The sequence below is a fragment of the uncultured Stenotrophomonas sp. genome (assembly GCF_945952405.1).
Lineage (GTDB): Bacteria > Pseudomonadota > Gammaproteobacteria > Xanthomonadales > Xanthomonadaceae > Stenotrophomonas.
Genome location: NZ_CAMFIA010000014.1, coordinates 1 through 22,130 on the forward strand (window position 1 = coordinate 1; position 22,130 = coordinate 22,130).

Here is a 22,130-nt window from a genome sequence, read left to right on the forward strand (position 1 = left end):
AGCGAGCCGCCCATTATAGCCGGCTTTTTCGCTTCGTCAACACCTTTTTTCAAGGCCGTCTCACCGGGGTGGACGTTGTTGCCGATGCCGCTTCGCCGTTGGACCCGAGGGCCTTTCGTCGTTGCGAGCCGCCTATTATGCCGGACTTTTAGAGTCCGTCAACACCTTCGTTCGATCATCTCGTCCGGCGGTGGTGGCGTCGCTGTTCGCGTGCCGTTTCCGAAGAAGCGATGCGCTGCAGCAAGGGAGCGAATTCTAGAGATCCTGCAGATTTCGTCAAGCCTTTTCTTGCACGGTGATGACAGAACCAACGCTACATCACGCATGACGTACGCTCGAACATCGCTGCGGCGTTGACCGCGCGTTGCGCGGCCAACGCCGCAGGGGCTATCAATGCACGGTTGGGTAACGGAGAGACGGCAATGAGCGTGCAGGTGCGGCGGGCGTGGTGGCGCGATCTTTCGGTACCGGCGATCGTCGCCGGCTTCATTACAGTGCTGGTCGGTTTCGCCAGTTCCGCCGTGATCGTGTTCCAGGCCGCGCAGGCGGTGGGCGCCAACCAGGCACAGATCGCATCATGGATGTGGGCATTGGGCCTGGGCATGGGCGTGACCTGCATCGGGCTGTCGCTGCGCTATCGGGTGCCGGTGGTGACGGCATGGTCGACCCCTGGCGCGGCAATGCTGGTGGTCGGTGCGGGTGGCGCTTCGTTGTCCGAGGCCACCGGTGCCTTCCTGCTGGCTGCACTGCTGGGCCTGCTGGCCGGATTCTCCGGTGTGTTCGCGCGCTTGATGCAACGGGTGCCGATGGCACTGGCCGCCGGCATGCTGGCCGGCGTGCTGCTGCGCTTCGGCCTGGATGTGTTCGTGGCCATGAACACCCAGCTGGTACTGGCGCTGGCAATGTTCGCCACCTGGCTGGCTGGACGCCGCCTGTTCCCGCGCTATGCGGTCATTGCCACCCTGCTGGTCGGCATCGCGGTCGCGGCCAGCCGCGGCCTGCTGCATGCACAGCAGGTGCAGCTGCAACTGGCGGTCCCGCAATGGGTGACGCCGTCCTTGTCCTGGACCGCCGTGGCCGGCATCGCCCTGCCCCTGTTCGTGGTCACCATGGCTTCGCAGAACATTCCCGGCGTCGCGGTCATGCGTGCGTCCGGCTACGAGGCCCCGGTGTCACCCCTGATCGGCTGGATCGGCGTGGTCAACACGCTGTTGGCCCCGTTCGGTGCCTACGCCCTCAACCTGGCGGCCATCACCGCCGCGATCTGCATGGGCCGCGACGCGCATGAAGATCCGGCACGACGCTATACCGCCGCCATGGCCGCCGGCGCCTTCTATATTGTCATCGGGCTGTTTGGCGCCACGGTGGCCGCCTTGTTCGCCGCCTTCCCGAAGGAACTGGTGGCCTGCGTGGCCGGCATCGCGCTGTTCGGCACCATCGGCAACAGCCTGGCCAGCGCACTGGCCGTGGAACGTGACCGCGAAGCCGCGCTGGTCACCTTCCTGGTCACCGCATCCGGGGTGTCACTGGCCGGCATCGGCTCGGCATTCTGGGGACTGGTGGCCGGTGCGCTGTGCCTGCTGGTGCTGCGGGCACGGACACCGGCCTGAGAACAGCCCTCAGCGCTGCAGCGCACCGATGGTATTGAGCACGGCGATTCCCTGCCTGGGATGAATCGGTTGAAGCGGCCAGCAACGGCGGATCCGAAGCTGCGCTGGGCTCAGGCGGATGCCGCCTGCGCCAGGTACATCACCACCACCACGACAATGGCCACCACAGCTGCGCCCAATGCGTTGGTATCGCCGCGCGCCGACAGTTCGCTGAGCAGGCGCGCCTGGTCATCACCGGCCAGCGCGCGTGCACGGGCGATCTCGCGCTGGCAATGCGCCAGGTACCAGCGGTTGGCATACACCGCGGCGGTGACATTCAGTACCAGGGCCATGATCGCGGACACGCCCTCGGGAACATCCAGCAACACTTCGGCGATGCTGAAGAAGAGCAGCGTACCAGCCCAGATCGCCGCGAGCCGGTACATCCTGCGGTAGACCATCCAGATCACGCCGATCAGGAATGCCGGCCAGTGCCAGCTGCCAGTCGCGTCGGCGACGCCATGGTCCAGCCGCCAGCGCTGGCGATAGACCGGGAAGTTGCCCCCCACCACGGCGGCATACAGGGCCATGTCACCTTCCAGCCCCGCGGGGGTCGCGGACACGGACGCCGCGGCCGGCGCACGATAGGGATCGGACGGATTGGCGCTCGCGGCAATGCCGGCCACGGCGGCAGGCACCGCTTCAAGCGCGGGCGGCTCCTGGCTGGCCGACGCCACCGACGGGTCCAGTTCGGCCAACGGCCGCCACGCCGGCATGCCCTCGCACCACAACAGGGTGCGCGCCGTCACCGTGCCGTCCTGCTGCAGGCGGCGCAGGCCGGCCAGATCCACCGGCCCCTGGCTCTGCTTGCTGTTGGCGTACCACCACTGTGCGTCCTGCATGTTCTCCATCCTTGTTGCCTTCATCAAAACGGGATTGCGTGCCGCCCCTTACAGCGGTTCACTGGCCAGCATCTGCGCCAGCTGGTGGCGCGCGCCGGGCGCAAGGGTAATCTGCTCGGGCCCGGCGTTGGCCACTTCCAGGCACACGTAGTCGTGCCAGCCATCACCGACATCGGCCATCTTCGCGGCGGCTTCGGCGCCTGGGTTCCAGGCCACCAGGGTCTGGCTGCCCTCGCTGCGGATCTCGATCCGCCGCTGCAGCACCGGATCACGCAGCACATAGCGGCCCTGCGTACCGGTGTAGATGCGGTCGCTGCGGCCAGGATCGCGCGGGTCACGCAGTGACCACGGCCCCTGCTGCCGGCGCATCTGCGCATCATCCTGGAGCTTGTCCAGGTACAGCAGGCCATCGACACCTTCAACCTCGACGCGGCTGGCATCACCGACCCGGAAGTAGCTGTGCAGGGCCTGGGTGAAGGTGGCCGGCGAGGTTCCGATGTTGTCGGTGGTCAGCTGCTGGTGCAGCTGGCGGCCGACGCGTAGCTGCATCTGCAGGCGCAGGCCGAGGTCGGCAGGCAGCGATGGTGCGAGCTGCAGCTCTACCTCACCCTCGCCATTGCGCAGCACCTGCTGCAGCTCCCAGCGCGCGGTACGCACCCGGCCATGTGCGGGGACATCGGCGGCCTGGCCCTGGCGGCCGAACCACGGCCAGCACACCGGCACGCCACCGCGGATCGGCGTCGGCAGGTCGGCGCGCGTGGGGGACAGCCACAGCAGGTCCGGCTGTCCTTCCGGAATGAACGACAGCAGCTGCCCGCCGAACACGCTGATGACCGCCGTGGCACCAGGGGTGCGCACCTGCCAGGCCTCGAGCCCGTGGAACTGGACGCTGCTGATGTCCGGATTCGTCTGCATGCGATGACGCTCGTTGATGACCGCGGCGATGATGTCGCGGCCAGCGGGCGAACGGCAAGGCCTAGCGGCTGGCCGGCGACGCTGCGGCCGACTCCTGCTGCAACGCGCGCAGGATGCGTTGCCCGGCGCGTCCATCGGCCGGTGTCCAGCCCAGGCGCTGCTGTTCGGCCTGGATGGCGCGACGCGTGGCGGTACCGATCATGCCGTCGGCAGCGCCGATATCGTGGCCACGCGCCAGCAGCAGGGTCTGCAGCTGGCGCCGCTCATCGCGGCCGATGCCGGGGTCGTCGGTCGGCCAGGCGGTGGCCAGGCCGGCGCCGCCGCGCAGCTGGTCGGCCAGCGTGGCGATCGCCAGTGCATAGCTTTCGGCGGCGTTGTAGCTGTAGATCGCATCGTAGTTGCGGAACACCAGCAGCGCCGGCCCCTTGCTGCCAGCCGGCAGCAGCAGGGCAGCACGCGCGTCGGCAGGCAGGTTGGCCGGTGCCAGCGCACTGCCATCCAGCGCGGTCACTCCCTGCGCGCGCCAGTCAGCCAGGGCGCGCCGCTGGGTGCGCCCGGCCTGGCTGGCGTTGAAGCCCGGCGGCACACGCACTTCCATGCCCCACGGCTCACCGCTGCGCCAACCGGCACGCTTGAGGTAGTTGGCGGTGGAGGCCAGCGCATCGGGAATGCTGCCGACCAGGTCACGACGGCCGTCACCATCGCCATCGACGGCGATGCGCGCGTAGGTACTGGGCATGAACTGCGTGTGCCCGAAAGCACCGGCCCAGGAGCCGGTCAGCCCCTGTGCCTGCAGGTCGCCGCGGTCGATCAGCTTGAGCAGGGCCAGCAGTTCACCCCGGAAGAACGGCTGGCGGCGGCCGGCGCAGGACAGCGTGGCCAGCGACTGCAGCAACGGGCGCTTGCCGAACACGCGGCCGTAGTCGCTCTCGACGCCCCAGACCGCGACGATGGTGGCCGGATCGACGCCGTACTGCGCCGATACCCGATCCAGCAGCTCGCGATGCTGCAACAGCAGGGCGCGCCCGTCCTGCACGCGCTGACGGTCGACCAGCGCCGCCAGGTAGTCCCAGATCGGCGTGGTGAATTCGGGTTGTGCGTCGAGCAGGCCGAGCACGCTGGGGTCAGGCGTAAGGCCGGCGGTGACGTCATTGAAGCGGTCGGCACTGATGCCCTGGCTGGCGGCCGTGGCCTGCAGCCCCGCCAGGCAGCGGCTGAAGGCAGGATCGATGCCGGCCGTGGCTGCCTCAGGGGGTGTCGGTGCCGACGCGAGGGCGGCCGCCAGGCCGAGCGTGGTCAGGATGGGCATGGCGTCCTCCGTGTTGCCGTTGCAGGACCATCTTAGAGGCAGCGATGCGACCGAACCTGAAGCGGTCCCGGGCCGCAACCGGACCTAGCCAGCACGCAGCAGGCGCAGGCCGTAGGCCGGGCTGTCGGCATTCCAGCGCTGCATGACCTGCAGGCCGGCCTGCTGCAGCAAGGCTTCGAAGCTGTCATCGGTGTACTTGTGGCTGTACTCCACGCGGATCGGTTCACCCGCAGCGAAGTGCAAGGTCTGGCCCTCCAGATGCACGTCCTGCGCCCACCGGCTGACCAGGTCGGTTTCGATACGCAGCCGCGCGAGGCTGTAACGGGCGCGGTGCTGGAATCCGTCGAGATCGAAGTCACTGCCGATCTCGCGGTTGAGCCGGGCCAGCAGGTTGAGGGTGAACGCCGCGGTGATTCCCTGCGCATCGTTGTAGGCCGCTTCGATCAACGCCGGGTCCTTGTGCAGATCGATGCCGACCAGGGCCAGGCCATCGCGGCCCATGGTCTGGCGCATCGCACGCAGCAGGGCGACGGCGTCCTCGTCGGCGAAGTTGCCGAGGGTGGAGCCCGGGAAGAACAGCAGGCGTCGCGCCGGCTCGCGCTCCGGCGTGGGAAGCATGACGGGCCGGGTGAAATCGGCGCAGACCGGCAGCATCTCGACCTCGGGCAAGGCCGGCGCGAGATGATCGATGCTGGACAGCAGGGCGGCGCGCGAGATTTCGATCGGCGTATAGGCCACCGAGTCCTGCAGGGCGTACAACAGCCGCGCGGTCTTGCGGCCGCTGCCGCTGCCCAGTTCCACCACGTGCAGGCGCGGACCGACGGTGCGCGCGATATCCGGCAGCACGCGCGCCAGCAGCGCCAGCTCGGTGCGCGTGGGGTAGTACTCGGGGGTCTGGGTGATCTGCTCGAACAGGCGCGAGCCGCGCGCATCGTAGAAATACTTGGACGGCAGCTGGCGCGGAGCGCGTGACAACCCCGCCACCACGTCGGCCAGGATCTGGCCACGGCTGGGGGTCAGGTCGGTCAGCGCCTGCAGCGCGTCATGCACAGTGCTCATGTCAGGTCCCTGGCCAGGCGCAGTCCGGAGAACTGCCAGCGCGCCGGCGGCATGAAGAAGTTGCGGTAGCTGGCCCGCACGTGGCCGCGCGGGGTGGCGCAGCTGCCGCCGCGCAGTACCCACTGCCCGCACATGAACTTGCCGTTGTACTCGCCGAGGTTGCCGGCGAACGGGCGGAACCCCGGGTAGGCGCCGTAGGCACTGCGGGTCCATTCCCATACATCGCCGAACAGCTGGCGCAAGCCAGTGCCCTGCCCCGCCTGCGGATGCAGGTGATCGTCATCGGCGAAATGGCCCTGCAGCGGCTGCGAGGCGGCGGCGGCCTCCCATTCGAACTCGCTGGGCAGGCGTGCACCGGCCCAGCGCGCACAGGCATCGGCCTCGTAGTAGCTGAGGTGGCAGACCGGCGCGTGCAGGTCCAGTGCGCGCCACCCGCCGAGGGTGAATTCGCGCTGCAGGGCATCGTCCCAGTACAGCGGGTGCTGCCACCCCTCGGCTTCGCGCAGCGCCCAGCCTTCGCTGAGCCACCAGCGTGGTTCGCGATAGCCGCCGGCCTCGATGAAGGCCAGGTACTCGGCATTGCTCAGCGGCCGCTCGGCCAGTGCATGGGCGGGCAGCAGCACGCGGTGCGCGGGCGATTCATTGTCGTAGGCGAACGCGGCGTGCTGCGGCCAGGCGGCGGCACCCACGGTGACGATGCGCTCGGGCGATTCGATCCAGCCCTGCGCACCGACGGTACGACGGGGAGCCGCGACGGGCAGATCCTCACGGTACGCCGGTTGCAGTGGATTGCACCAGAATGCGTGCTTGATGTCGGTGAGCAGCAGTTCCTGGTGCTGCTGTTCGTGCTGCAGGCCCAGTTGCAGATGCTGCAGCGCCTGCCCGCCGAGGTCGCCTGCGGCGAGCCGGGCCTGCAGCTGGGCGTCCACCTGGTGGCGGTAGTCCTGCACCTGCTGCAACGACGGCCGTGACAGCAGGCCGCGTTGTGGCCGCGCGTGGGCCGGACCGATGCTCTTGTAGTAGCTGTTGAACAGGTAGTCCCAGGCCGGCTTATGCGCCTGCGCGGCGGCGAAGGCACCCAGCACGAAGCGTTCGAAGAACCAGGTGGTATGGGCCAGGTGCCATTTGCTGGGGCTGGCGTCGGCCATGCTCTGCAGCATGGCGTCCTCGGCACTGAGCGGTGCCGCCAGCTGCACGCTACGGGCCCGCACCTGCTCGAACTGGCGGGCGAGATCGTGCTGCGGGGCAGCGATGGCGGCAGGTACGCTGTCCATGCGGGCAGGATCGACGTTGCAGGGTGAGCGCGATGTCATGGTTCGGCGTCACTCCGTTCACATGGATGACGCGCCCGCATTCAAGAAGCGGGCGCCAACGCCGCTAACGGCAATGCTGCGGCCGCGTCGTCACCGCGCTGGAATTTCTGCTTGCCCCTGCATCCGCTCCGCCAGCCTGCGCATTACCTGTTCGTGCTGCCCGCCGTGCTGGTTGCACTGGTGCTGTGGGCGGCGCTGGGCAATGAAGACGTGGCCAGCCCGGCCCAGCGCATCCTGCCCTGGCTGCTGGCCTGCCTCGGTGCCGGCCTGGCCCTGCTCTACCACCAGGTGCGCACGCTGTGCCTGCTGCTGCTGGTGGCGGTGGTGTTCGCCCTGCTGCACCAGGATGTCGGCGGCTACCTGCGCAGCGGCCATGTCACCGCCCTGACCCCGCTGCGCTTCCATGCGGTATCCGCCTGGTTGCCACTGCTGTTCGCCGGCCTGGCGCTGTGGCCGGAGCGTGGCCGCCGCCGCCATGACCTGCTGCTGCGCGGCATCGCCAGCGGCACCGCGCTGGTGATCTTCCTGCTGCTGGCCGCACAGCAACCGCGTGGCATGCACGACCTGTTGTCGAACCGGCACTGGCACTGGATTCCGGCCGACTGGAATGCGCTGGCACAGCTGCCGGCACTGCTGTTCCTGCTGGCCACCGCCGCGCTCGGCTGGCAGGCGTGGCGGCATCCGCGCCCGTTGCACACGGCGATGCTGCTGGCATTGCTGTGCCTGTGGTGGATGCTGCCGCGGGTGTTCCTGCAACCGGTGCTGCTGCCCGCGCTGGCCAGCGCGGCGCTGCTGCTGATGCTGGGCGCGATGCTGCAGGAATCCTTCCACATGGCCTTCCGCGACGAGCTGACCGGCCTGCCCGGGCGCCGCGCATTCAACGAGACCCTGCAACGGGCGCGAGGCACCTACAGCATCGCGATGGTGGACGTGGACCACTTCAAATCGTTCAACGACACCCATGGCCACGACACCGGCGATGACGTGCTGCGCCTGGTGGCCTCGCGGCTGGGTCGGGTGGGCGACGGTGGCCGTGCGTTCCGCTACGGCGGCGAGGAATTCGCGGTGGTGTTCCTGGATCGCCCGGCGGCGGCCTGCGTGGATGCAGTGGAGGCACTGCGGCAGAGCATCGAGGACACCCGCATGCAGCTGCGCGACCGCAGCACGCGCAGCCGTGACGACGAAACCGGCCGCCAGCAGCGTGGACGCGGCGGCAGCGGGCAGACGGTGCAGGTGACGGTGAGCATCGGCCTGGCCGACAGCCGCGTGGATCCACGGCCGGCGGCGGTGGTCAAGGCCGCCGACCAGGCGTTGTACGTGGCCAAGGACGGCGGCCGCAACCAGGTCCGCGCGCATGCCGGCCAGCGCGTGCTGGCCGTCCGCGGTGGCTGACGCTCAGACCGCGTCGAGGTAGTACCAGCGGCCGTCGATGCGCAGGAAGCGGCTGTGCTCGGCCATCTTCACCGCACTGCCGCCACCGATCCGGTAACGGGCGGTGAAGCGCACTTCGGCGCTGTCGGCGCCGGTGACACGGTGTTCGTGCACGGTCAGGCCCAGCCAATGGGTGCGCTGGCCCGGCGCGTCGTCCAGCGTCAACCCGGCCGGGCGCGTATCCGGGTGCCAGGTCTGCAGCAGGTAATCGGCCAGGCCGCGTACGTAGGCGCTGTAGCGCGAGCGCATCAGGCGTTCGGCATCGGGCGCAGCGTCGCCGGCATGGAAGCGACCGCAGCAGGCGGCATAGTCGGCGGCCAGCCCGCAGGGACAGGGATCGGTGGAGGTTCGGCTCATGTCGGCATTGTCGCCGGGTTGCAGGGATTGATCCACGCCGGGCAGGGGCCAGCGGGTGCAGGACAGGCGTATGCTGTCGCGCCCCCCTCCTGATGGATCGCCGTGCTGGACCTGGTTCCCCCTGAGTTGTGGTGGCTGGTGGTGATCGCCTTCATCGCCGGCCTGGTTGATGCCGCCGTGGGGGGCGGTGGCCTGGTGCAGCTGCCCGGACTGTTCACCGTGCTGCCGCAGCAGACGCCGGCGATGCTGTTCGGTACCAACAAGTTCAGTTCGATGTTCGGCACCGGTGCGGCGGCCTGGCGCTATGCGCGCAACGTGCGCTTCCCGTGGAAGCCGGTGCTGTTCGCGGCCGGCACGGCCTTCATCTTCTCCTTCGCCGGTGCCACCGCGGTGAGCCTGCTGCCGAAGGATGCGGTACGCCCGCTGGTGCTGGTGCTGCTGATTGCGATGCTGGCCTACACGCTGTGGAAGAAGGACTTCGGTGCGCTGCACCGGCCACAGGAAATCGGCCGCCGCGAGCTGGTGATCGCGCTGGCGATCGGTGCGGCGATCGGCTTCTACGATGGTTTCTTCGGACCGGGCACGGGCAGCTTCCTGATCTTCCTGTTCGTGCGCTTCTTCGGGCTGGATTTCCTGCGCGCGTCGGCCGCGTCGAAGGTGGTGAACCTGGCCACCAACGTGGCGGCCATCTCATTCTTCGTTCCGACCGGCAACATCCTGTGGCTGTTCGCGCTGCCGATGGCCGCGGCCAACATCCTCGGTTCGGTGGTGGGCACGCGGTTGGCGCTGAAGGGCGGCACGCCGTTCATCCGCAAGCTGTTCGTGGCGCTGGTGGTGGTGCTGATCGCGCGGATGGCGTGGGATACGTTCCGCGGGTCGTGAACGAGCGTTATGACCTGGTAGCCGGCCAGCGGCCGGCTCTACAGGAGAACGATGTTCATGACCTGGTGGTGCCGGCCGCTGGCCGGCATTCCCATCGGCCGGGTCAGGCTTCGGCTTCTTCCGGTTCGTTGGCCTGCTGGCGGCTGCGCTCCGGCAGCTTCAGGCGTTTGCCTTCCTCGTCGTATTCGATCAGCAGCACGCCCGAATCGTGGCGACCGCTGATCTCGACGAAACAGGCACCGCCGATGAACGGCTCCAGCGTCATCACCGACTTCAGCGGGGTGGCAACCACCATCTGGAAACCGAAGTTGTCGAAGATGTTCATCGCCAGCGCGGTGAACTCGTTGTCGGCCTTGTCGAAGGCTTCGTCGAGCACGACCGCGGCGTAGCTGGGCAGCTGGCTGTCGGCGCCACCCAGCTGGTAGCGCAGCGCCGCTGCCAGGCAGGTGGTGGCCAGCTTCTGGCGCTGGCCGCCGGACTTGCCGGCGCCGCTGCGGTAGATCTCGACCTGCTGGCGCGTTTCCGCATCCAGCTCGACGCCGATGAACTCCACATGCATGCGCACGTCCAGCACCAGTTCGCGCCAGCGCTTGTCCTCGCCTTCCTGCGAGCCCAGCCGGTTGACCAGCTGGCGCAGCACGGTGAACTGCGACTCGGCCAGTTCGCGCTGCTCGGTCTGCTGCTGTGACAGCACCTCGCGCAGCTGCTGCTGGAACTCGCCGACTTCCGGCAGGCGACGGTCGCTCAGCTCGATGGTCAGCAGCGTGCCACGGTTGAACGGCACCTGTTCCAGGCTGGCGTTCACTTCATCCAGGCGCTGGCCGATCGACTTGCGCGCTTCGGCGCTGTGGCGCTGCAGGGCCAGCAGGTTGTTCTTGCTCTGGTTCTGCAGCAGATCGAAGAAGCGCTCCTCGTGCTGCGGCAGGCCATCGCGTTCCAGCCGCTCGAGACGGGCCAGGAAGTCCTCGGCCGACGCCACCGACACGGTGAAGTCGCCCGATTCCTCGGGCCACTGCTGGATGAAGCGGCGGAAGCAGCCGACCAGCTGGTTCTCGATGCGGTTGAGGTCCTGCTGCGAGGACGACAGCTGCTCGTTCAGCGCGTTGCTGACCTGGCGCATGTTCGCTTCCAGCGTTTCCAGGCTGAGCGGGCCCTGCTCCTGCAGACGCTCGGCCAGGCCGGCCTCCTGCTCCTGGGCCAGGGTCGGCAGCACCAGTGCACGGCTCTGCTGGCGTGCGCGATCGAGGCGATCGCGCTCCTTGACCAGCTGGCCACGCTCGACGCGGACGTCTTCATAGGTGCGGCGCGACTGCTCGATATCCGCGCGCGCCGCGTCGATCTGCTTGGCCAGCTTGGCGAGGTCGGCATTGCCTTCGCGCAGGTCGCGCAGGGTCGCCTCGATATCGCTCAGACGCTGCTGCGGGGCGGCAACGTCGATTTCGTTCCAGCTGATGCTGGCCAGCTCATGGCAGGCCAGGCGGCGCTCGTTGTCGCGGTCACGCTGGCCGCGCAGGCGCGCGATGTCGGTCTCGCAGCTGGCGATGCGCTTGGCCAGTTCCTGGGCTTCGCGCTCGAAGGCGCCCACCTTGTCGTGGTTGTTGAAGCCGAGGATCCAGCGGCGGCGGTCGCCCACGGCACTGCGGTCGTCCTTCTCGAAGCGGTCGCCCGGATGCTTGACCTGGCCTTCGCGGGTGATGCCGCGATCGACGTTGCGCAGCTGCTTGGCATCCACGCATTCGTAGTCGAAGCGCTTGCCGAGCTCACGCCGCAGCCAGCCTTCGAACACGTGGTCGCGCAGTTCCAGCTTGTGCAGCAGCGACTTCGCCGAGGGCTCGCGGGCGAACGCCTCGTCGTTGCGGCGCACGCGGTAATAGGTGAAGCGCATGCCCAGGTGGGTGCGGTTCACCCACTCGGCAACGTCGTTGTAATGCTTGTCATCGACCAGCAGTGACAGCGCGAAGCCGCCCAGCACGCGCTCGATGGCGCCCTGCCAGCCCTGCTCTTCCGAACGGACCTGGATCAGCTCGCCGACGAACGGCAGCGCTGCTTCGGCGATGCCGGTTTCCTCGGCCAGGCGCGCGCGCAGCTTCTGCATCGGCGCCGGGATGTTGGACGGGGTGCGCTGCATCGCTTCGAGTTCGCCGCGTACTTCACCGAAGCGGCGCTCGTCATCGCGCTTGCCGCCCAGCCGGTCGCTGATCGCATCGTCGAGCGCCGCCGAAGCCCGCTGGCGGTCCTGCAGTTCGTTCTGGGCACGCTCGACCAGCTCGGCGAAACCATGTGCGTCGTCGGGCAGTTCGGCCTGCAGCTGCTGGGCCGCTTCAGCGGCCTGGTCGCGCTTGGCCTGGCGGCGGTCGCGCTCGGCTTCGGCACGGCCCTGCTCGCGTTCCAGCTCCTCGATGCGTTCACCGCCCTGCTGGCGGCGCTGCAGCTCCAGTTCGGCCAGGCGTTCGGTGTGGTTGTCGAGCGCAGCGCGGCGCTGTGCCTCTTCGCCAAGCAGGCCACGGTCGCGCACATCCATCTCGCGCAGGCGCGCTTCGATCAGCGCCTGGCGACGGCTTTCGCGGAAGCTGTCGACGCCGAGCTTCAGCGCTTCGTCGTCGCCGCGCTGGCGGTGCATTTCCTTCAGGTCGCCGTAGTAGGCGCGTGCCGGCAGCAGGGTTTCCACCTGGCGGCGGGCGGTGACCACCGCCTGGTGCGCGCCATCCAGTTCGGCAAAGTCGCTGACCAGGCGCTCGGCGGCGTCGAAGGTCTTCGGCGTGTCGAGCATGAAATCGCGCAGGAAGACGTTGAGGTCGCCCAGGTTCTTCGCCGACTGCGTCTTGTGCAGCAGGCGCAGCGCCATCTCGTTGTCGATGCCGAGCAGGTCGCGGAAGCGCTCGGCGTAGCCGGAGAAGGTGTCGAAGTGGTGCAGGTCGGACAGCTTCTGCTTCAGCTTGCGCAGGTCCAGGTCGAAGCCGCCGAGATCCTTGGCGATATCGAACGGACGCTCGGCGATCATGTAGTGCTTGCGCACATCGCCGGCCGAGGTGCCGTTGCCGGAGATCCACAGCAGGCGCACCAGGCTGACCACGCGGCCATCGCCGGCGCGGTATTCCAGCACCAGTGCGGTCCAGGTCGCGCCCTTGCGCAGGTACTGGGTGGCAATTTCGCCGGTGCCGCTGTCCTGCTGGTCGGCCCATGCGCCACGCACATAGGACACCAGGTTGCGGTCGCGGCCACTGCGCTCGGCTTCACGCGCAGCGGCGTTGAAGTCGACGATGGCCGGCGGGGTCAGCAGCGCGGACATGGCGTCGAGCAGGGTCGACTTGCCCGAGCCGGAGCGGCCGACGAACAGGAAGCCGCGCTCGGCGATCGGCACTTCGGTCAGGCCGTTGAAGGTGCCCCAGTTGTGCACCTGCAGACGGCGCATGCGGAACTGCTGCAGGCGCGGGTCCGGCAGGCCTTCATTGAACAGGGCGGGAGTGTGCTTGGAGATAGCCATGCGATGGTCGGGTCTCTCAGGCCTCGGCGGCCGGGGTTTCGCGCAGCTGGCGGTACACCGCCGAAAGCTGGGACACGTCTTCGGCGGAGAACAGCAGCTTCAGCGCCGGCGAGACTTCGTGGCGGTCTTCCTGGCCGCTGAGGCGGGTCAGGATGTGGTTGTCCTTCATCTTCTGCACCGCCGAGGCGACGCGGCGGTTGAAGCCGGCGCGGTCGGTGGACAGGTTCTTCTCGTAGATGGCCAGGGCTTCGGCCATCTCGGCATCGGCGACCACCGCGCGGTTGCCGCGCGCATCGGCCTCGGCCAGCTGCTGGCGCAGGAACAGCAGCAGCACCGAATCGATGAAGGTCAGCGGCGAGGTACGCAGCAGCACCGGGGCGTCGACATCCTCGGTGTCGGCCTGGCGGGTGAACGCCACGCCGCTGTCACGGTCGAGCACCAGTTCCAGGAACAGGTCGGCCAGCGACGAGCGGATGGCGGCCTCGCTGCGGACCAGCGCCGGCCACAGCTTGGCGTGGCGCAGCTGGTCGATGCTGGGGCCGATCAGCAGCTGGCACAGCGCGCGGCGCGCATCCAGCGGCAGGCGCCCGGTGTCGCCGAGGTAGTACACGTCGTTGCCACGGCGGGGCTGCGCCACGGCCGCTGCCGGCTCGGTTTCGTAGGCGTCTTCCGCCACGTCGGCCTGCGCTGCGTCGATGGGATCTTCATGCCAGCTCATGGCGTCTCTCCTGGGTGAACCAAACCAGCGGGATGCGGGCGCGACGGACCTGGCCGTCGCCACCACGCCATTCGGCAAGCTCCTGCTCGCCGGCGACCACGTTGCCGAAGCGCGTGCCCAGCGACAGGTAGCCGATGACACTGCCCAGGCCCTGCGGCGCTTCGCGCTGCGACAGCGCCTGGGCGATGCTGAGCCGCGGCTGCGCATCGAGCAGGTCGTGCAGGTCGCGGCGCAGGGTACGGAAGTCGATTTCGGACGAAGCGACCAGGTCGCCGACGCTTTCCAGGCTGATCGCGGCCGCGTCGTTGTACTCGACGTTGCCGTCGACCTGGGCACTGCGCGGATCGTGCAGTTTCCACTGCGACCACGAGCGCAGGCGGCTGGTGGTCAGCTGCAGGTCGCGGCCGATGCCGCGCTGTGCAGGGAATTCGTCGCGCAGCGCCAGTGCTTCGGACTGCGCCTGCTTCAACAGCTGGTTGAGGCGACGCTGCTCCAGGTAGCCACGGCTCTGCACGAAGCCGCGCAGGCTGCGCGCGAAGTTCTGCAGCACGTCGTGCACCTGGCCGCCACGCTCGAGCATGGTGCTGGTGAAGCCGCGCAGGAAGTTGCGTTCATTGCGGTCCAGGCGGCGCGCGAAGCCGCGGGCCAGCACCGCTTCCAGCGCGGCGTCCAGCTGCGCGCTCTGTTCGGCGTCATTGAGCAGGCGCCAGAAGGCCTGGAAGCTGCGCCCGGCATCGCTCTCGCCGATCACGTCAACGCCCTCGAACAGCTGCGACAGCACATCGCCGCGCTCGCCCTCGTCGTCAATGATGCGTTCGCGGAAATCACGGTTGAGCTGCTCGAAGTCGTCGCGCACGCGGCGGAAGTCTTCGGTCAGCTCGTCGGCCAGGCCGATGATCTGGCGCGCACGCTCCAGCGCGCGCTTGCCGTCCAGCGCGATCACCCGGCCGGCACCGACGCGGGCGATCTCGGCATCGATGCGGTCGCGTTCGTCGCGCAGCGCCGACAGGCGTGCATCCGGATCGGACTCGGTCTGCGCGGCCAGCTGCGAGAGCTGTTCGATGACCAGCGCCAGGCGGCTCTCGGTGGCGGCCACGCGGGCCTGCTCGAGGCCATCGGCAAAGCGGATCGCCTGCAGCGCCGCGGTCGACAGCTCGTACTGCTCCTGGTCGGCACCCTCGGGCAGGCGCCGTTCCAGCCAGCCCTGGGCCAGCCAGTGCGCGATGTAGGCCTGTGCGGTGCGCGGCAGGTCGCGCGACAGTTCATCGCCGTTGAGCTGGTCCAGCGCGCGTTGCAGGCGCTCGTTGAGCACCGACGAGGGCAACGTGCGCTCGCCGTCCATCAGCAGCCCTTGCAGCAGGCCGATGATTTCCGGGGCGTGATCGGCGGCGAGCAGCTTCCACTGGGGCTGTTCGCGCAGATGGCGGTAACGGGAGATGCGTTCGCGATGCTTCATGCAGCGAAAGGAGTCAGGAGGGCGGGCGGGAACGAGGCGCCACGCACGGCTGCCGCGCGGGCAGCCGTGGGCGTGCCGGCCACAGCGGACCGGCGCGGTGCGGGCAGGCGGCTCAGCGCTTGCCGCCCACTTCGATGAAGCGCAGGAACTCGGCGCGGGTGCGCGCGTCGTCGCGGAAGCTGCCCAGCATCTTGGAGGTGACCATGCTGACGCCGCGCTTGTGGATGCCGCGGGTGGTCATGCACTCGTGGGCGCCTTCGACGACCACGCCGACGCCGATCGGCTGCAGCACATCCTGGATGCACTGGGCGATCTGCGCGGTCATCTTCTCCTGCACCTGGAAACGGCGGGCGTAGGCTTCGACGACACGGGCCAGCTTGCTGATGCCCACCACCTTGCCGGCCGGCAGGTAGCCGACGTGCACGCGGCCGATGATCGGCGCCATGTGGTGCTCGCAGTGGCTTTCGTATTCGATGTCGCGCAGGACGATCAGTTCGTCATAGCCGGCCACTTCCTCGAAGGTCCGCTCCATGTAGGCGCGCGGGTCATCGCGGTAACCGCTGAACCAGTCGCCATAGGCTTCGGCGACACGGCGGGGGGTATCCAGCAGGCCTTCACGGGACGGGTCCTCACCGGCCCAGCGCAGCAGGGTGCGCACGGCATCCTCGGCCTGGTCCTGGGTCACGTCGCCCTGCGGGGCGGCCTTTTCGTTGTTCTTGCTCATTGCGTACAGCGTCCCGAACGGGGGGCGAGCATCGTACCCGACCGGGGGGTGGGTCGTCCTGTGGGGATGGTTCATCGGGGGTGACGCGCGGCGCCGAACTGCTATCGATCTGCAGGGGGGAGAGGGGCCCCCGCTGCGGCCTCAGGTGGGTGCGGACCGTTGGTCCGCACTGCTTCCGCTCCTGCTTCCAAGAGCCAATCCTCCGCGCTCGCGGGGTGATGGGCGGGCCGCGGGGACCGGACAACGCTTTCTTCGGTACGTCGCTTCCCCCATTCAGCAAAAACCATTGATAGGAATGAAATTAGTAGTATCCTATCTATCTCTTATGGACCGACCTCTCGACGAGCGCACCGTGCTGCAGATGCAGCTCAGCTCCGGCCTGCTTTACGCAGGGCGGCAGTGGCAGCGCCTGGCCGACAGCCGCCTGGGCAGCTACGGCATCTCCACCGCCTGCACCATGCCCCTGCTGATGATCGGCCGCTCCGGCGGTGGCATCCGCCAGGTGGCGCTGGCCCAGCAGCTGGGCATGGAAGGGCCATCGCTGGTCCGCCTGCTGGACAAGCTGTGCGCCAGCGACCTGGTCCGCCGCGAGAGCGACGCCAGCGACCGCCGCGCCAACCTGCTGTGGCTGACCGACGAGGGCCATGCCCTGGTCAGCGAGCTGGAAGACCAGTTGATCGGCCTGCGCCAGGACGTGTTCGGCGAGCTGTCCATGGATGAACTGCATGCCGTGCTGAAGGCCTGGCGCCTGCTGGCCGAGGCCGCCGACCGCATCACGTAAGACCGCTGCCGCCGAACACCGCCGCTGCCGTGCACACGCCAGCGGCTTTTGCCCGTTGCCGTTGTTCTGTTGTCCCTCCCCTCCCCCACCTCGCCCCCGCCCCTACCGATGCCCGGTGAATTCAGTCTCCACGGAGTGTTCGTCCCGACCCTGCTCGGGTTGATGCTGCTGGCCTACCTGGTCAACAGCGGCCTGCACGCGCTGCTGCAGCGTGCCGGCGCCTACCGCCATGTATGGCACCCGGCGCTGTTCAACCTGGCTCTGTACGGGATCGTGCTTGGCCTGCTGTTCCACCTCCTGCGTTGGATGCAATCGTGAACAAGATCGTGAAGAAGACCCTGCCGGTGCTGCTCACCTGCGCCGCCGTGATCGTCGCCCTGCTGGTGCTGCGCCAGCTGTGGGTCTATTACATGGATGAGCCGTGGACCCGCGACGCGCATGTCGGCGCCGACGTGGTGCAGGTGGCCCCGGACGTGTCCGGGCTGGTGGAAACGGTGAACGTGGCCGACAACCAGGCGGTGAACAAGGGCGACCTGCTGTTCGTGGTCGACCGTGCGCGCTACCGCATCGCACTGGAGCAGGCGCGTGCCAGCCTGGCCGAACGCCAGGCCTCGGTGGCGCAGCTGCGCCGCGAGATCGGCCGCGACCACAGCCTGCAGGACCTGGTGGCGGCCGAGGACGCCGAAGTACGCCGCGCCAAGCTGCAGGCCGCGCAGGCCGCACTGGCGACCGCACAGGCCGCGGTTGACCTGGCCGAGCTCAACCTGGGCCGCACCGAAGTGCGTGCACCGGCCGCTGGCCGGGTCAACGACCGCACCATGCGGGTGGGCGACTACGTGGCCGCCGGCAAGCCGGTGCTGGCGCTGCTGGATACCGGTTCGTTCCGCATCGACGGCTACTTCGAGGAAACCCGCCTGCGCGGCGTGGCCCCGGGGCAGCGCGTGGACATCCGCCTGATGGGGGAATCGACGCCGCTGCGCGGCCACGTCGAGAGCATCGCCGCCGGTATCGAGGACCGCTATCGCAGCAATGGCAGCACCCTGCTGCCGAACGTGACCCCGGCCTTCGACTGGGTCCGGCTGGCGCAGCGCATCCCGGTGCGCATCGCCATCGACGAGGTGCCCAAGGGCGTGCAGCTGATCGCCGGCCGCACCGCCACGGTGACCGTCGATACCGGCCATGCACCTCATGCTGACAAGGCCGGCGGCACGCCGACACAGGCGGGCCTGTGAATACCGCGCTGCCCCGCCTCGGCCTGATCCTTGCGCTGGCCAGCCTGGCGGCCTGCAGGACCGTTGGCCCGGACTACGCCCTGCCCGAAGGCTCGGCCTTCAAGCGCCCGCAGGCCAACGCGGCCTTCATCGAGACCGGCAACCCGCAGATCGCGGCCAACCAGGAACTGCCGGCACGCTGGTGGTCGCTGTACAACGACCCGGTGCTCGATGGCCTGATCACCCAGGCGCTGCGCGACAACGTGGAACTGAAGGCCGCCGATGCGCACCTGCGCCGCGCCGCTGCCGTGTACGAGCAGGCGCTGGATGCCGGTGGCTTCGAGTACGAGGCCGAGGCCGGCGCCAGCCGCGCCCAGCTGTCAGCCGAATCGTTCCTGCAGGAACACGAACTGCCGGTCATCAACCTGGCCGACGGCAAGTTCGCGGTCAGTTACCAGTTCGACCTGTTCGGCAAGCTCAAGCGCGGTGCCGAAGCGGCCCGCGCCGACGAGCAGTCGGTGGCCGCAGCGCGCGACCTGGCCCAGGTCAGCGTGGTGGCCCAGGTGGCCGACAGCTATCTGGAAATCTGCCACGCCAACCACGAACTGCATGTGGCCGAGCATTCCCTGCAGCTGCAGCAACGCAGCCGCAGCGTCACCGAGCGGCTGATCGCGGCCGGCCGCGGCACGCCGCCGGAACTGGCCCGCGCCAACGCGCAGGTCGCGCTGCTGGAGGCCGCGTTGCCGCCGCTGCGCGCACAGCGCTCGGCCGCGGCCTATTCGCTGGCCGCACTGCTCGGCCAGACCCCCGGTCAGCTGCCGGCCGGGGTGATCGACTGCGCGCACGCCCCCAGCCTGGCACAGCCGCTGCCAGTGGGTGATGGCCGCGCCCTGCTGCAGCGCCGCCCGGACGTACGCCAGGCCGAGCGCAAGCTGGCCTCCGCCACCGCGCGGATCGGCGTCGCCACGGCCGAGCTGTACCCGGACATCCGCCTGGGTGCTTCGCTCGGTGCCGCCGGCCTGCTGGAGGATTTCGGCCAGCCGATGACCCAGCAGTGGTCGATCGGCCCGTTGATCTCGTGGACGCTGCCGTCGTCGGGTACGCACGCGCGCATCCACGCCGCCGAAGCCGGAGCCGATGCCGCGCTGGCCGAGTTCGACCACACCGTGCTGCAGGCATTGCGCGAGACCCAGACCGCCCTGGACCGCTACGCGCAGGACCTGCGCCGCCTGCAGTCGCTGCGCATCGCGCAGGAACAGGCCGCACTGGCCGCCGCGCAGAACCGCCGGCTGTACCAGGGGGGCCGCACGCCGTACCTGTCGAGCCTGGATGCCGACCGCAGCCTGGCCAGCAGCGATGCGACCCTGGCCGCCGCCGAGGCGCAGGTCTCGCGCGACCAGATCCACCTGTTCCTGGTGCTGGGTGGCGGCTGGCAGGCCAGCATCACCCCGGCCAGTGCAACCACCGCAGCGAAGTAACCCATGAACGCGCTGACCGACCGCCAGGCGTGGCTGTTCTCGATCAAGACCTACCTGGCCGCGGTGGCCGCGCTGTACATCGCGATGGCCGGCAACCTGTCGCGCCCCTACTGGGCGATGGGCACGGTGTACATCGTCAGCCAGCCGCTGCTGGGCCCGACCCGTGCCAAGGGCGTGTACCGCATCGTCGGCACCCTGGTGGCCGGCCTGGCCACCCTGCTGGTGCTGCCGGCGCTGGTGGAAACGCCGCTGGTGCTGAGCGCGGCGATGTCGATCTGGCTGGCCGGCTGCCTGTTCATGGCCTTGCTCAACCGCGGCCCGCGCGGCTATGCGTTCCTGCTGGCCGGCTACACCACCGCCTTCATCGGCTTCCCGGCGGTGACCTCGCCGGAAACCATCTTCGACACGGTGGTGGCGCGCAGCGAGGAGATCATCCTCGGCACGGTGGTGGCGGTGCTGTTCGCCTCGCTGCTGTTCCCGGCCTCGGTACGGCCGATGCTGCGCGCACGCATCGGCAACTGGATGGAAGACGCCGCGCAGTGGTGCCGGCAGATTCTTGAGCGCGGCCGCGCACACGCGCCGCGCAACCGGCTGGCGGCCGACCTGGTGCAGTTCGAGGCGTTGATCGAGTTCCTGCGCCGCGATGATCCGCGCCATGCCGGTTCGGCGGTGTCGATGGAGCGCCTGCGCGAGCGCATGCTGCTGCTGTTGCCGGTGCTGTCCTCGATCGCCGACCGCCTGAGCGCGCTGCGCAGCGATGGCCAGGCCCTGCCGGAAGGCCTGCCGGCGCTGGTCGATGACATCCACGACTGGCTGGACGGGCCGACCAATGCCAGCGAGTACGCCCGCCTGCGCGCACGCATCAGTGCGCTGAAGCCGCAGGTGGACCGCGACCTGCAGCACCTGCAGCTGGCCAGCCTGCTGCTGCGCCTGGAGGAGCTGGTGGACCTGTGGCAGGACTGCCGCACCCTGCAGCACGCGATCGACCACGGCACCGCACCGCTGGACCGCGCCCACTACCGCATCCGTACCGAGCGGGTGGCCGCCGACAAGCACGTCGACTACGGCATGGCGCTGTTCTCCGCGCTCAGTGCCGGCGTGGCACTGATGAGCTACTGCGTGCTGTGGATCGCGCTGGGCTGGGAAGGCGGCGGCAACGGCGCGATGATGGCCGCGGTGACGGCCGCGTTCTTCGCTGCGCAGGATGACCCCGCACCCAGCATGGTGTCGTTCCTGGTGTGGGCGATGGTCGCCTCGGTGGTGGCCGGCGTGTACCTGTTCGGCGTGTTCCCCGCCGTGCACGACTTCGGCCTGCTGGCACTGGTGCTGGCGGTGGTGTTCCTGCCGCTGGGGCTGATGCTGCACCACCCCAAGAGCGCGCTGTTCGCGCTGCCGCTGACGGTCAACCTGGCCGCGCTGCTGAGCCTGCAGAATACCTACAGCGCCAACATCCAGACCTTCCTCAACTCGTCGATCGCGATGTTCATCGGGATTGGCTTTGCGGTGGTGATGACCCGCCTGTTCCGCTCGGTGGGTGCCGAATGGACCGCACGCCGGCTGGTCCGGCAGGGCTGGACCACCCTGGCCGAAGCCGCCGAAGGCCGCGGCCAGCAGGACCGCCAGCGCTTCGCCGCGCGCATGCTCGACCTGCTGGGCCTGCTCGCCCCGCGCCTGGCGGCGACGCCGGAAGGCAGCGACATCGCCTCGGTGGACATGCTCAACGAGGCCCGCATCGGCCTGAACATCCTGCAGCTGCGCCGCGCCCGGCTGGAACTGCCCGAGCGCAGCCGCGAGGCGGTCGAGCACATCCTGCAGGAGATCGCCGTGCACTACCGCCGGCAGATCGCCGTGCGCAAACCGATTGTGGCGGCCGAGGCGCTGCGCGAGCGGTTGGACACCTCGCTCGGCCGGGTTGGCAGCGTCGCCGCCTGCAAGGCCCGCGACGAAGCGCTGATGGGCCTGATCGGCCTGCGCTTCGCACTGTTCCCGGAGGCGAAGGCGCTGGCGCCGGGATGGGCGGACGCCGACGCTGCATCGGCCTGATAATGCGCGCTGGCACCGGGTGTTGCCCGGCAGCCTTTCGCCACGGCAGCAGGACGGTTCAATGAGTTACGACATGATGGTGTTCGAGGCCAGCGCGGCCCCGCGCGAGGTCGCGGCGTTCATCGCCTGGTTCGAGAAGCAGACGCAGTGGAACGAACGTCACGAGTACGACGACCCGGCAGTCAGCAGCCCGGCGCTGCAGGCCTGGTTCACTGAGATGGCGCGGGAATTCCCGCCGCTGAACGGCCCGCTGAGCAACGACGATGACGACCGTGCCGAGGTGACCGAGTACAGCATCGGCCGCCAGGTGATCTACGGCGCGTTCGCGTACTCGGTGGCCGAGCGTGCGCACGGGCGGGTACAGGACCTGGCCGAGAAGCACGGCGTGGGCTTCTTCGATGTCAGTGCGGACGAAGCGGCGATCGTGTTCCCGGATGGCCTGGTGCTGATCGCGTAGATGCATGGCCCGGGGTCAGAT

At 68.9% G+C, this 22,130-nt stretch carries 19 protein-coding genes; 9 read left to right on the forward strand and 10 right to left on the reverse strand.

The features are described from left to right. The first annotated feature begins 422 nt into the window (after positions 1-422). Positions 423-1,610 (forward strand): benzoate/H(+) symporter BenE family transporter, encoded by a 1,188-nt coding sequence (locus Q0P60_RS14335; RefSeq protein WP_294994680.1) that lies wholly within the window; start codon positions 423-425, stop codon positions 1,608-1,610. A gap of 110 nt (positions 1,611-1,720) precedes the next feature. On the opposite strand, the gene Q0P60_RS14340 is transcribed toward Q0P60_RS14335, so the two are convergent. The 5 genes from Q0P60_RS14340 to egtB all read right to left on the reverse strand — a co-directional run bounded on the left by Q0P60_RS14340 (position 1,721) and on the right by egtB (position 7,048). Then, the gene (locus Q0P60_RS14340; RefSeq protein ID WP_294994683.1) at positions 1,721-2,491 is read right to left on the reverse strand and encodes a GYF domain-containing protein; all 771 of its coding nucleotides are present in this window, start codon (positions 2,489-2,491) and stop codon (positions 1,721-1,723) included. A 48-nt stretch (positions 2,492-2,539) separates the two neighbouring features. Then, the gene (locus Q0P60_RS14345) at positions 2,540-3,406 is read right to left on the reverse strand and encodes a D-hexose-6-phosphate mutarotase (protein WP_294994686.1); all 867 of its coding nucleotides are present in this window, start codon (positions 3,404-3,406) and stop codon (positions 2,540-2,542) included. Positions 3,407-3,467: 61 nt separating this feature from the next. Continuing rightward, positions 3,468-4,715, reverse strand: coding sequence for a lytic murein transglycosylase (locus tag Q0P60_RS14350; protein ID WP_294994689.1), 1,248 nt, complete (start codon positions 4,713-4,715; stop codon positions 3,468-3,470). A gap of 84 nt (positions 4,716-4,799) precedes the next feature. Continuing rightward, positions 4,800-5,774, reverse strand: a complete 975-nt coding sequence (egtD, locus tag Q0P60_RS14355) for an L-histidine N(alpha)-methyltransferase (RefSeq protein ID WP_294994693.1) — start codon at positions 5,772-5,774, stop codon at positions 4,800-4,802. Beyond that, on the reverse strand, positions 5,771-7,048 hold the full coding sequence (gene egtB, locus Q0P60_RS14360) for an ergothioneine biosynthesis protein EgtB (RefSeq protein ID WP_294994696.1): 1,278 nt from the start codon (positions 7,046-7,048) through the stop codon (positions 5,771-5,773). Before egtB ends, egtD begins: the two co-directional genes overlap by 4 nt. Positions 7,049-7,198: 150 nt before the next feature. Here egtB and Q0P60_RS14365 point away from each other — a divergent pair, with 150 nt between their 5' ends. Further along, the gene (locus Q0P60_RS14365) at positions 7,199-8,479 is read left to right on the forward strand and encodes a GGDEF domain-containing protein (protein ID WP_294994699.1); all 1,281 of its coding nucleotides are present in this window, start codon (positions 7,199-7,201) and stop codon (positions 8,477-8,479) included. A 3-nt stretch (positions 8,480-8,482) separates the two neighbouring features. Here Q0P60_RS14365 and Q0P60_RS14370 read toward each other — a convergent pair whose 3' ends face one another. Further along, a complete protein-coding gene (locus tag Q0P60_RS14370; RefSeq protein WP_294994702.1) occupies positions 8,483-8,875 on the reverse strand; it encodes a YchJ family protein in 393 nt (130 codons plus the stop codon). Positions 8,876-8,977: 102 nt separating this feature from the next. On the opposite strand from Q0P60_RS14370, the gene Q0P60_RS14375 reads away from it, so the two are divergent. Beyond that, positions 8,978-9,757 carry a TSUP family transporter gene (locus Q0P60_RS14375; protein WP_294994705.1) on the forward strand — a complete coding sequence of 260 codons (780 nt, stop codon included), beginning with the start codon at positions 8,978-8,980 and terminating at the stop codon, positions 9,755-9,757. Between the two features lie 103 nt (positions 9,758-9,860). Here Q0P60_RS14375 and Q0P60_RS14380 read toward each other — a convergent pair whose 3' ends face one another. The 4 genes from Q0P60_RS14380 to folE form a co-directional block, all read right to left on the reverse strand. Beyond that, positions 9,861-13,241 carry an SbcC/MukB-like Walker B domain-containing protein gene (locus Q0P60_RS14380; protein WP_294994708.1) on the reverse strand — a complete coding sequence of 1,127 codons (3,381 nt, stop codon included), beginning with the start codon at positions 13,239-13,241 and terminating at the stop codon, positions 9,861-9,863. Positions 13,242-13,257: 16 nt separating this feature from the next. Next, positions 13,258-13,959, reverse strand: coding sequence for a DUF4194 domain-containing protein (locus tag Q0P60_RS14385; RefSeq protein ID WP_294994711.1), 702 nt, complete (start codon positions 13,957-13,959; stop codon positions 13,258-13,260). Beyond that, complete coding sequence (locus Q0P60_RS14390) at positions 13,946-15,415, reverse strand: DUF3375 domain-containing protein (RefSeq protein WP_294994714.1); 1,470 nt, start codon at positions 15,413-15,415, stop codon at positions 13,946-13,948. The genes Q0P60_RS14385 and Q0P60_RS14390 overlap by 14 nt, the downstream gene beginning before the upstream one ends. Positions 15,416-15,527: 112 nt before the next feature. Next, entirely contained in the window at positions 15,528-16,139 is a 612-nt protein-coding gene (folE, locus tag Q0P60_RS14395) for a GTP cyclohydrolase I FolE (protein WP_004141296.1), read from the reverse strand. A gap of 325 nt (positions 16,140-16,464) precedes the next feature. Here folE and Q0P60_RS14400 point away from each other — a divergent pair, with 325 nt between their 5' ends. The 6 genes from Q0P60_RS14400 to Q0P60_RS14425 all read left to right on the forward strand — a co-directional run bounded on the left by Q0P60_RS14400 (position 16,465) and on the right by Q0P60_RS14425 (position 22,109). Then, a complete protein-coding gene (locus tag Q0P60_RS14400) occupies positions 16,465-16,920 on the forward strand; it encodes a MarR family transcriptional regulator (RefSeq protein ID WP_294994719.1) in 456 nt (151 codons plus the stop codon). 108 nt (positions 16,921-17,028) lie between these two features. Continuing rightward, a complete protein-coding gene (locus tag Q0P60_RS14405) occupies positions 17,029-17,238 on the forward strand; it encodes a DUF1656 domain-containing protein (protein WP_010487502.1) in 210 nt (69 codons plus the stop codon). Next, on the forward strand, positions 17,235-18,152 hold the full coding sequence (locus Q0P60_RS14410; protein ID WP_294994724.1) for an HlyD family secretion protein: 918 nt from the start codon (positions 17,235-17,237) through the stop codon (positions 18,150-18,152). The genes Q0P60_RS14405 and Q0P60_RS14410 overlap by 4 nt, the downstream gene beginning before the upstream one ends. Further along, on the forward strand, positions 18,149-19,609 hold the full coding sequence (locus tag Q0P60_RS14415) for an efflux transporter outer membrane subunit (protein ID WP_294994727.1): 1,461 nt from the start codon (positions 18,149-18,151) through the stop codon (positions 19,607-19,609). The genes Q0P60_RS14410 and Q0P60_RS14415 overlap by 4 nt, the downstream gene beginning before the upstream one ends. A gap of 3 nt (positions 19,610-19,612) precedes the next feature. Next, positions 19,613-21,652 carry an FUSC family protein gene (locus tag Q0P60_RS14420; RefSeq protein ID WP_294994730.1) on the forward strand — a complete coding sequence of 680 codons (2,040 nt, stop codon included), beginning with the start codon at positions 19,613-19,615 and terminating at the stop codon, positions 21,650-21,652. Positions 21,653-21,713: 61 nt separating this feature from the next. Next, positions 21,714-22,109, forward strand: a complete 396-nt coding sequence (locus Q0P60_RS14425) for a hypothetical protein (RefSeq protein WP_294994733.1) — start codon at positions 21,714-21,716, stop codon at positions 22,107-22,109. Positions 22,110-22,130: the final 21 nt, after the last annotated feature.

Coding starts and splice junctions, on each gene's coding strand:
- Q0P60_RS14385 (WP_294994711.1), bottom strand. CDS start 13,959: ATGAGCTGGCATGAAGATCCCATCGACGCAGCGCAGGCCGACGTGGCG.
- Q0P60_RS14390 (WP_294994714.1), bottom strand. CDS start 15,415: ATGAAGCATCGCGAACGCATCTCCCGTTACCGCCATCTGCGCGAACAG.
- folE (WP_004141296.1), bottom strand. CDS start 16,139: ATGAGCAAGAACAACGAAAAGGCCGCCCCGCAGGGCGACGTGACCCAG.
- Q0P60_RS14425 (WP_294994733.1), top strand. CDS start 21,714: ATGAGTTACGACATGATGGTGTTCGAGGCCAGCGCGGCCCCGCGCGAG.
- Q0P60_RS14380 (WP_294994708.1), bottom strand. CDS start 13,241: ATGGCTATCTCCAAGCACACTCCCGCCCTGTTCAATGAAGGCCTGCCG.
- Q0P60_RS14405 (WP_010487502.1), top strand. CDS start 17,029: ATGCCCGGTGAATTCAGTCTCCACGGAGTGTTCGTCCCGACCCTGCTC.
- egtD (WP_294994693.1), bottom strand. CDS start 5,774: ATGAGCACTGTGCATGACGCGCTGCAGGCGCTGACCGACCTGACCCCC.
- Q0P60_RS14335 (WP_294994680.1), top strand. CDS start 423: ATGAGCGTGCAGGTGCGGCGGGCGTGGTGGCGCGATCTTTCGGTACCG.
- Q0P60_RS14370 (WP_294994702.1), bottom strand. CDS start 8,875: ATGAGCCGAACCTCCACCGATCCCTGTCCCTGCGGGCTGGCCGCCGAC.
- egtB (WP_294994696.1), bottom strand. CDS start 7,048: ATGGACAGCGTACCTGCCGCCATCGCTGCCCCGCAGCACGATCTCGCC.
- Q0P60_RS14400 (WP_294994719.1), top strand. CDS start 16,465: ATGGACCGACCTCTCGACGAGCGCACCGTGCTGCAGATGCAGCTCAGC.
- Q0P60_RS14345 (WP_294994686.1), bottom strand. CDS start 3,406: ATGCAGACGAATCCGGACATCAGCAGCGTCCAGTTCCACGGGCTCGAG.
- Q0P60_RS14420 (WP_294994730.1), top strand. CDS start 19,613: ATGAACGCGCTGACCGACCGCCAGGCGTGGCTGTTCTCGATCAAGACC.
- Q0P60_RS14340 (WP_294994683.1), bottom strand. CDS start 2,491: ATGCAGGACGCACAGTGGTGGTACGCCAACAGCAAGCAGAGCCAGGGG.
- Q0P60_RS14350 (WP_294994689.1), bottom strand. CDS start 4,715: ATGCCCATCCTGACCACGCTCGGCCTGGCGGCCGCCCTCGCGTCGGCA.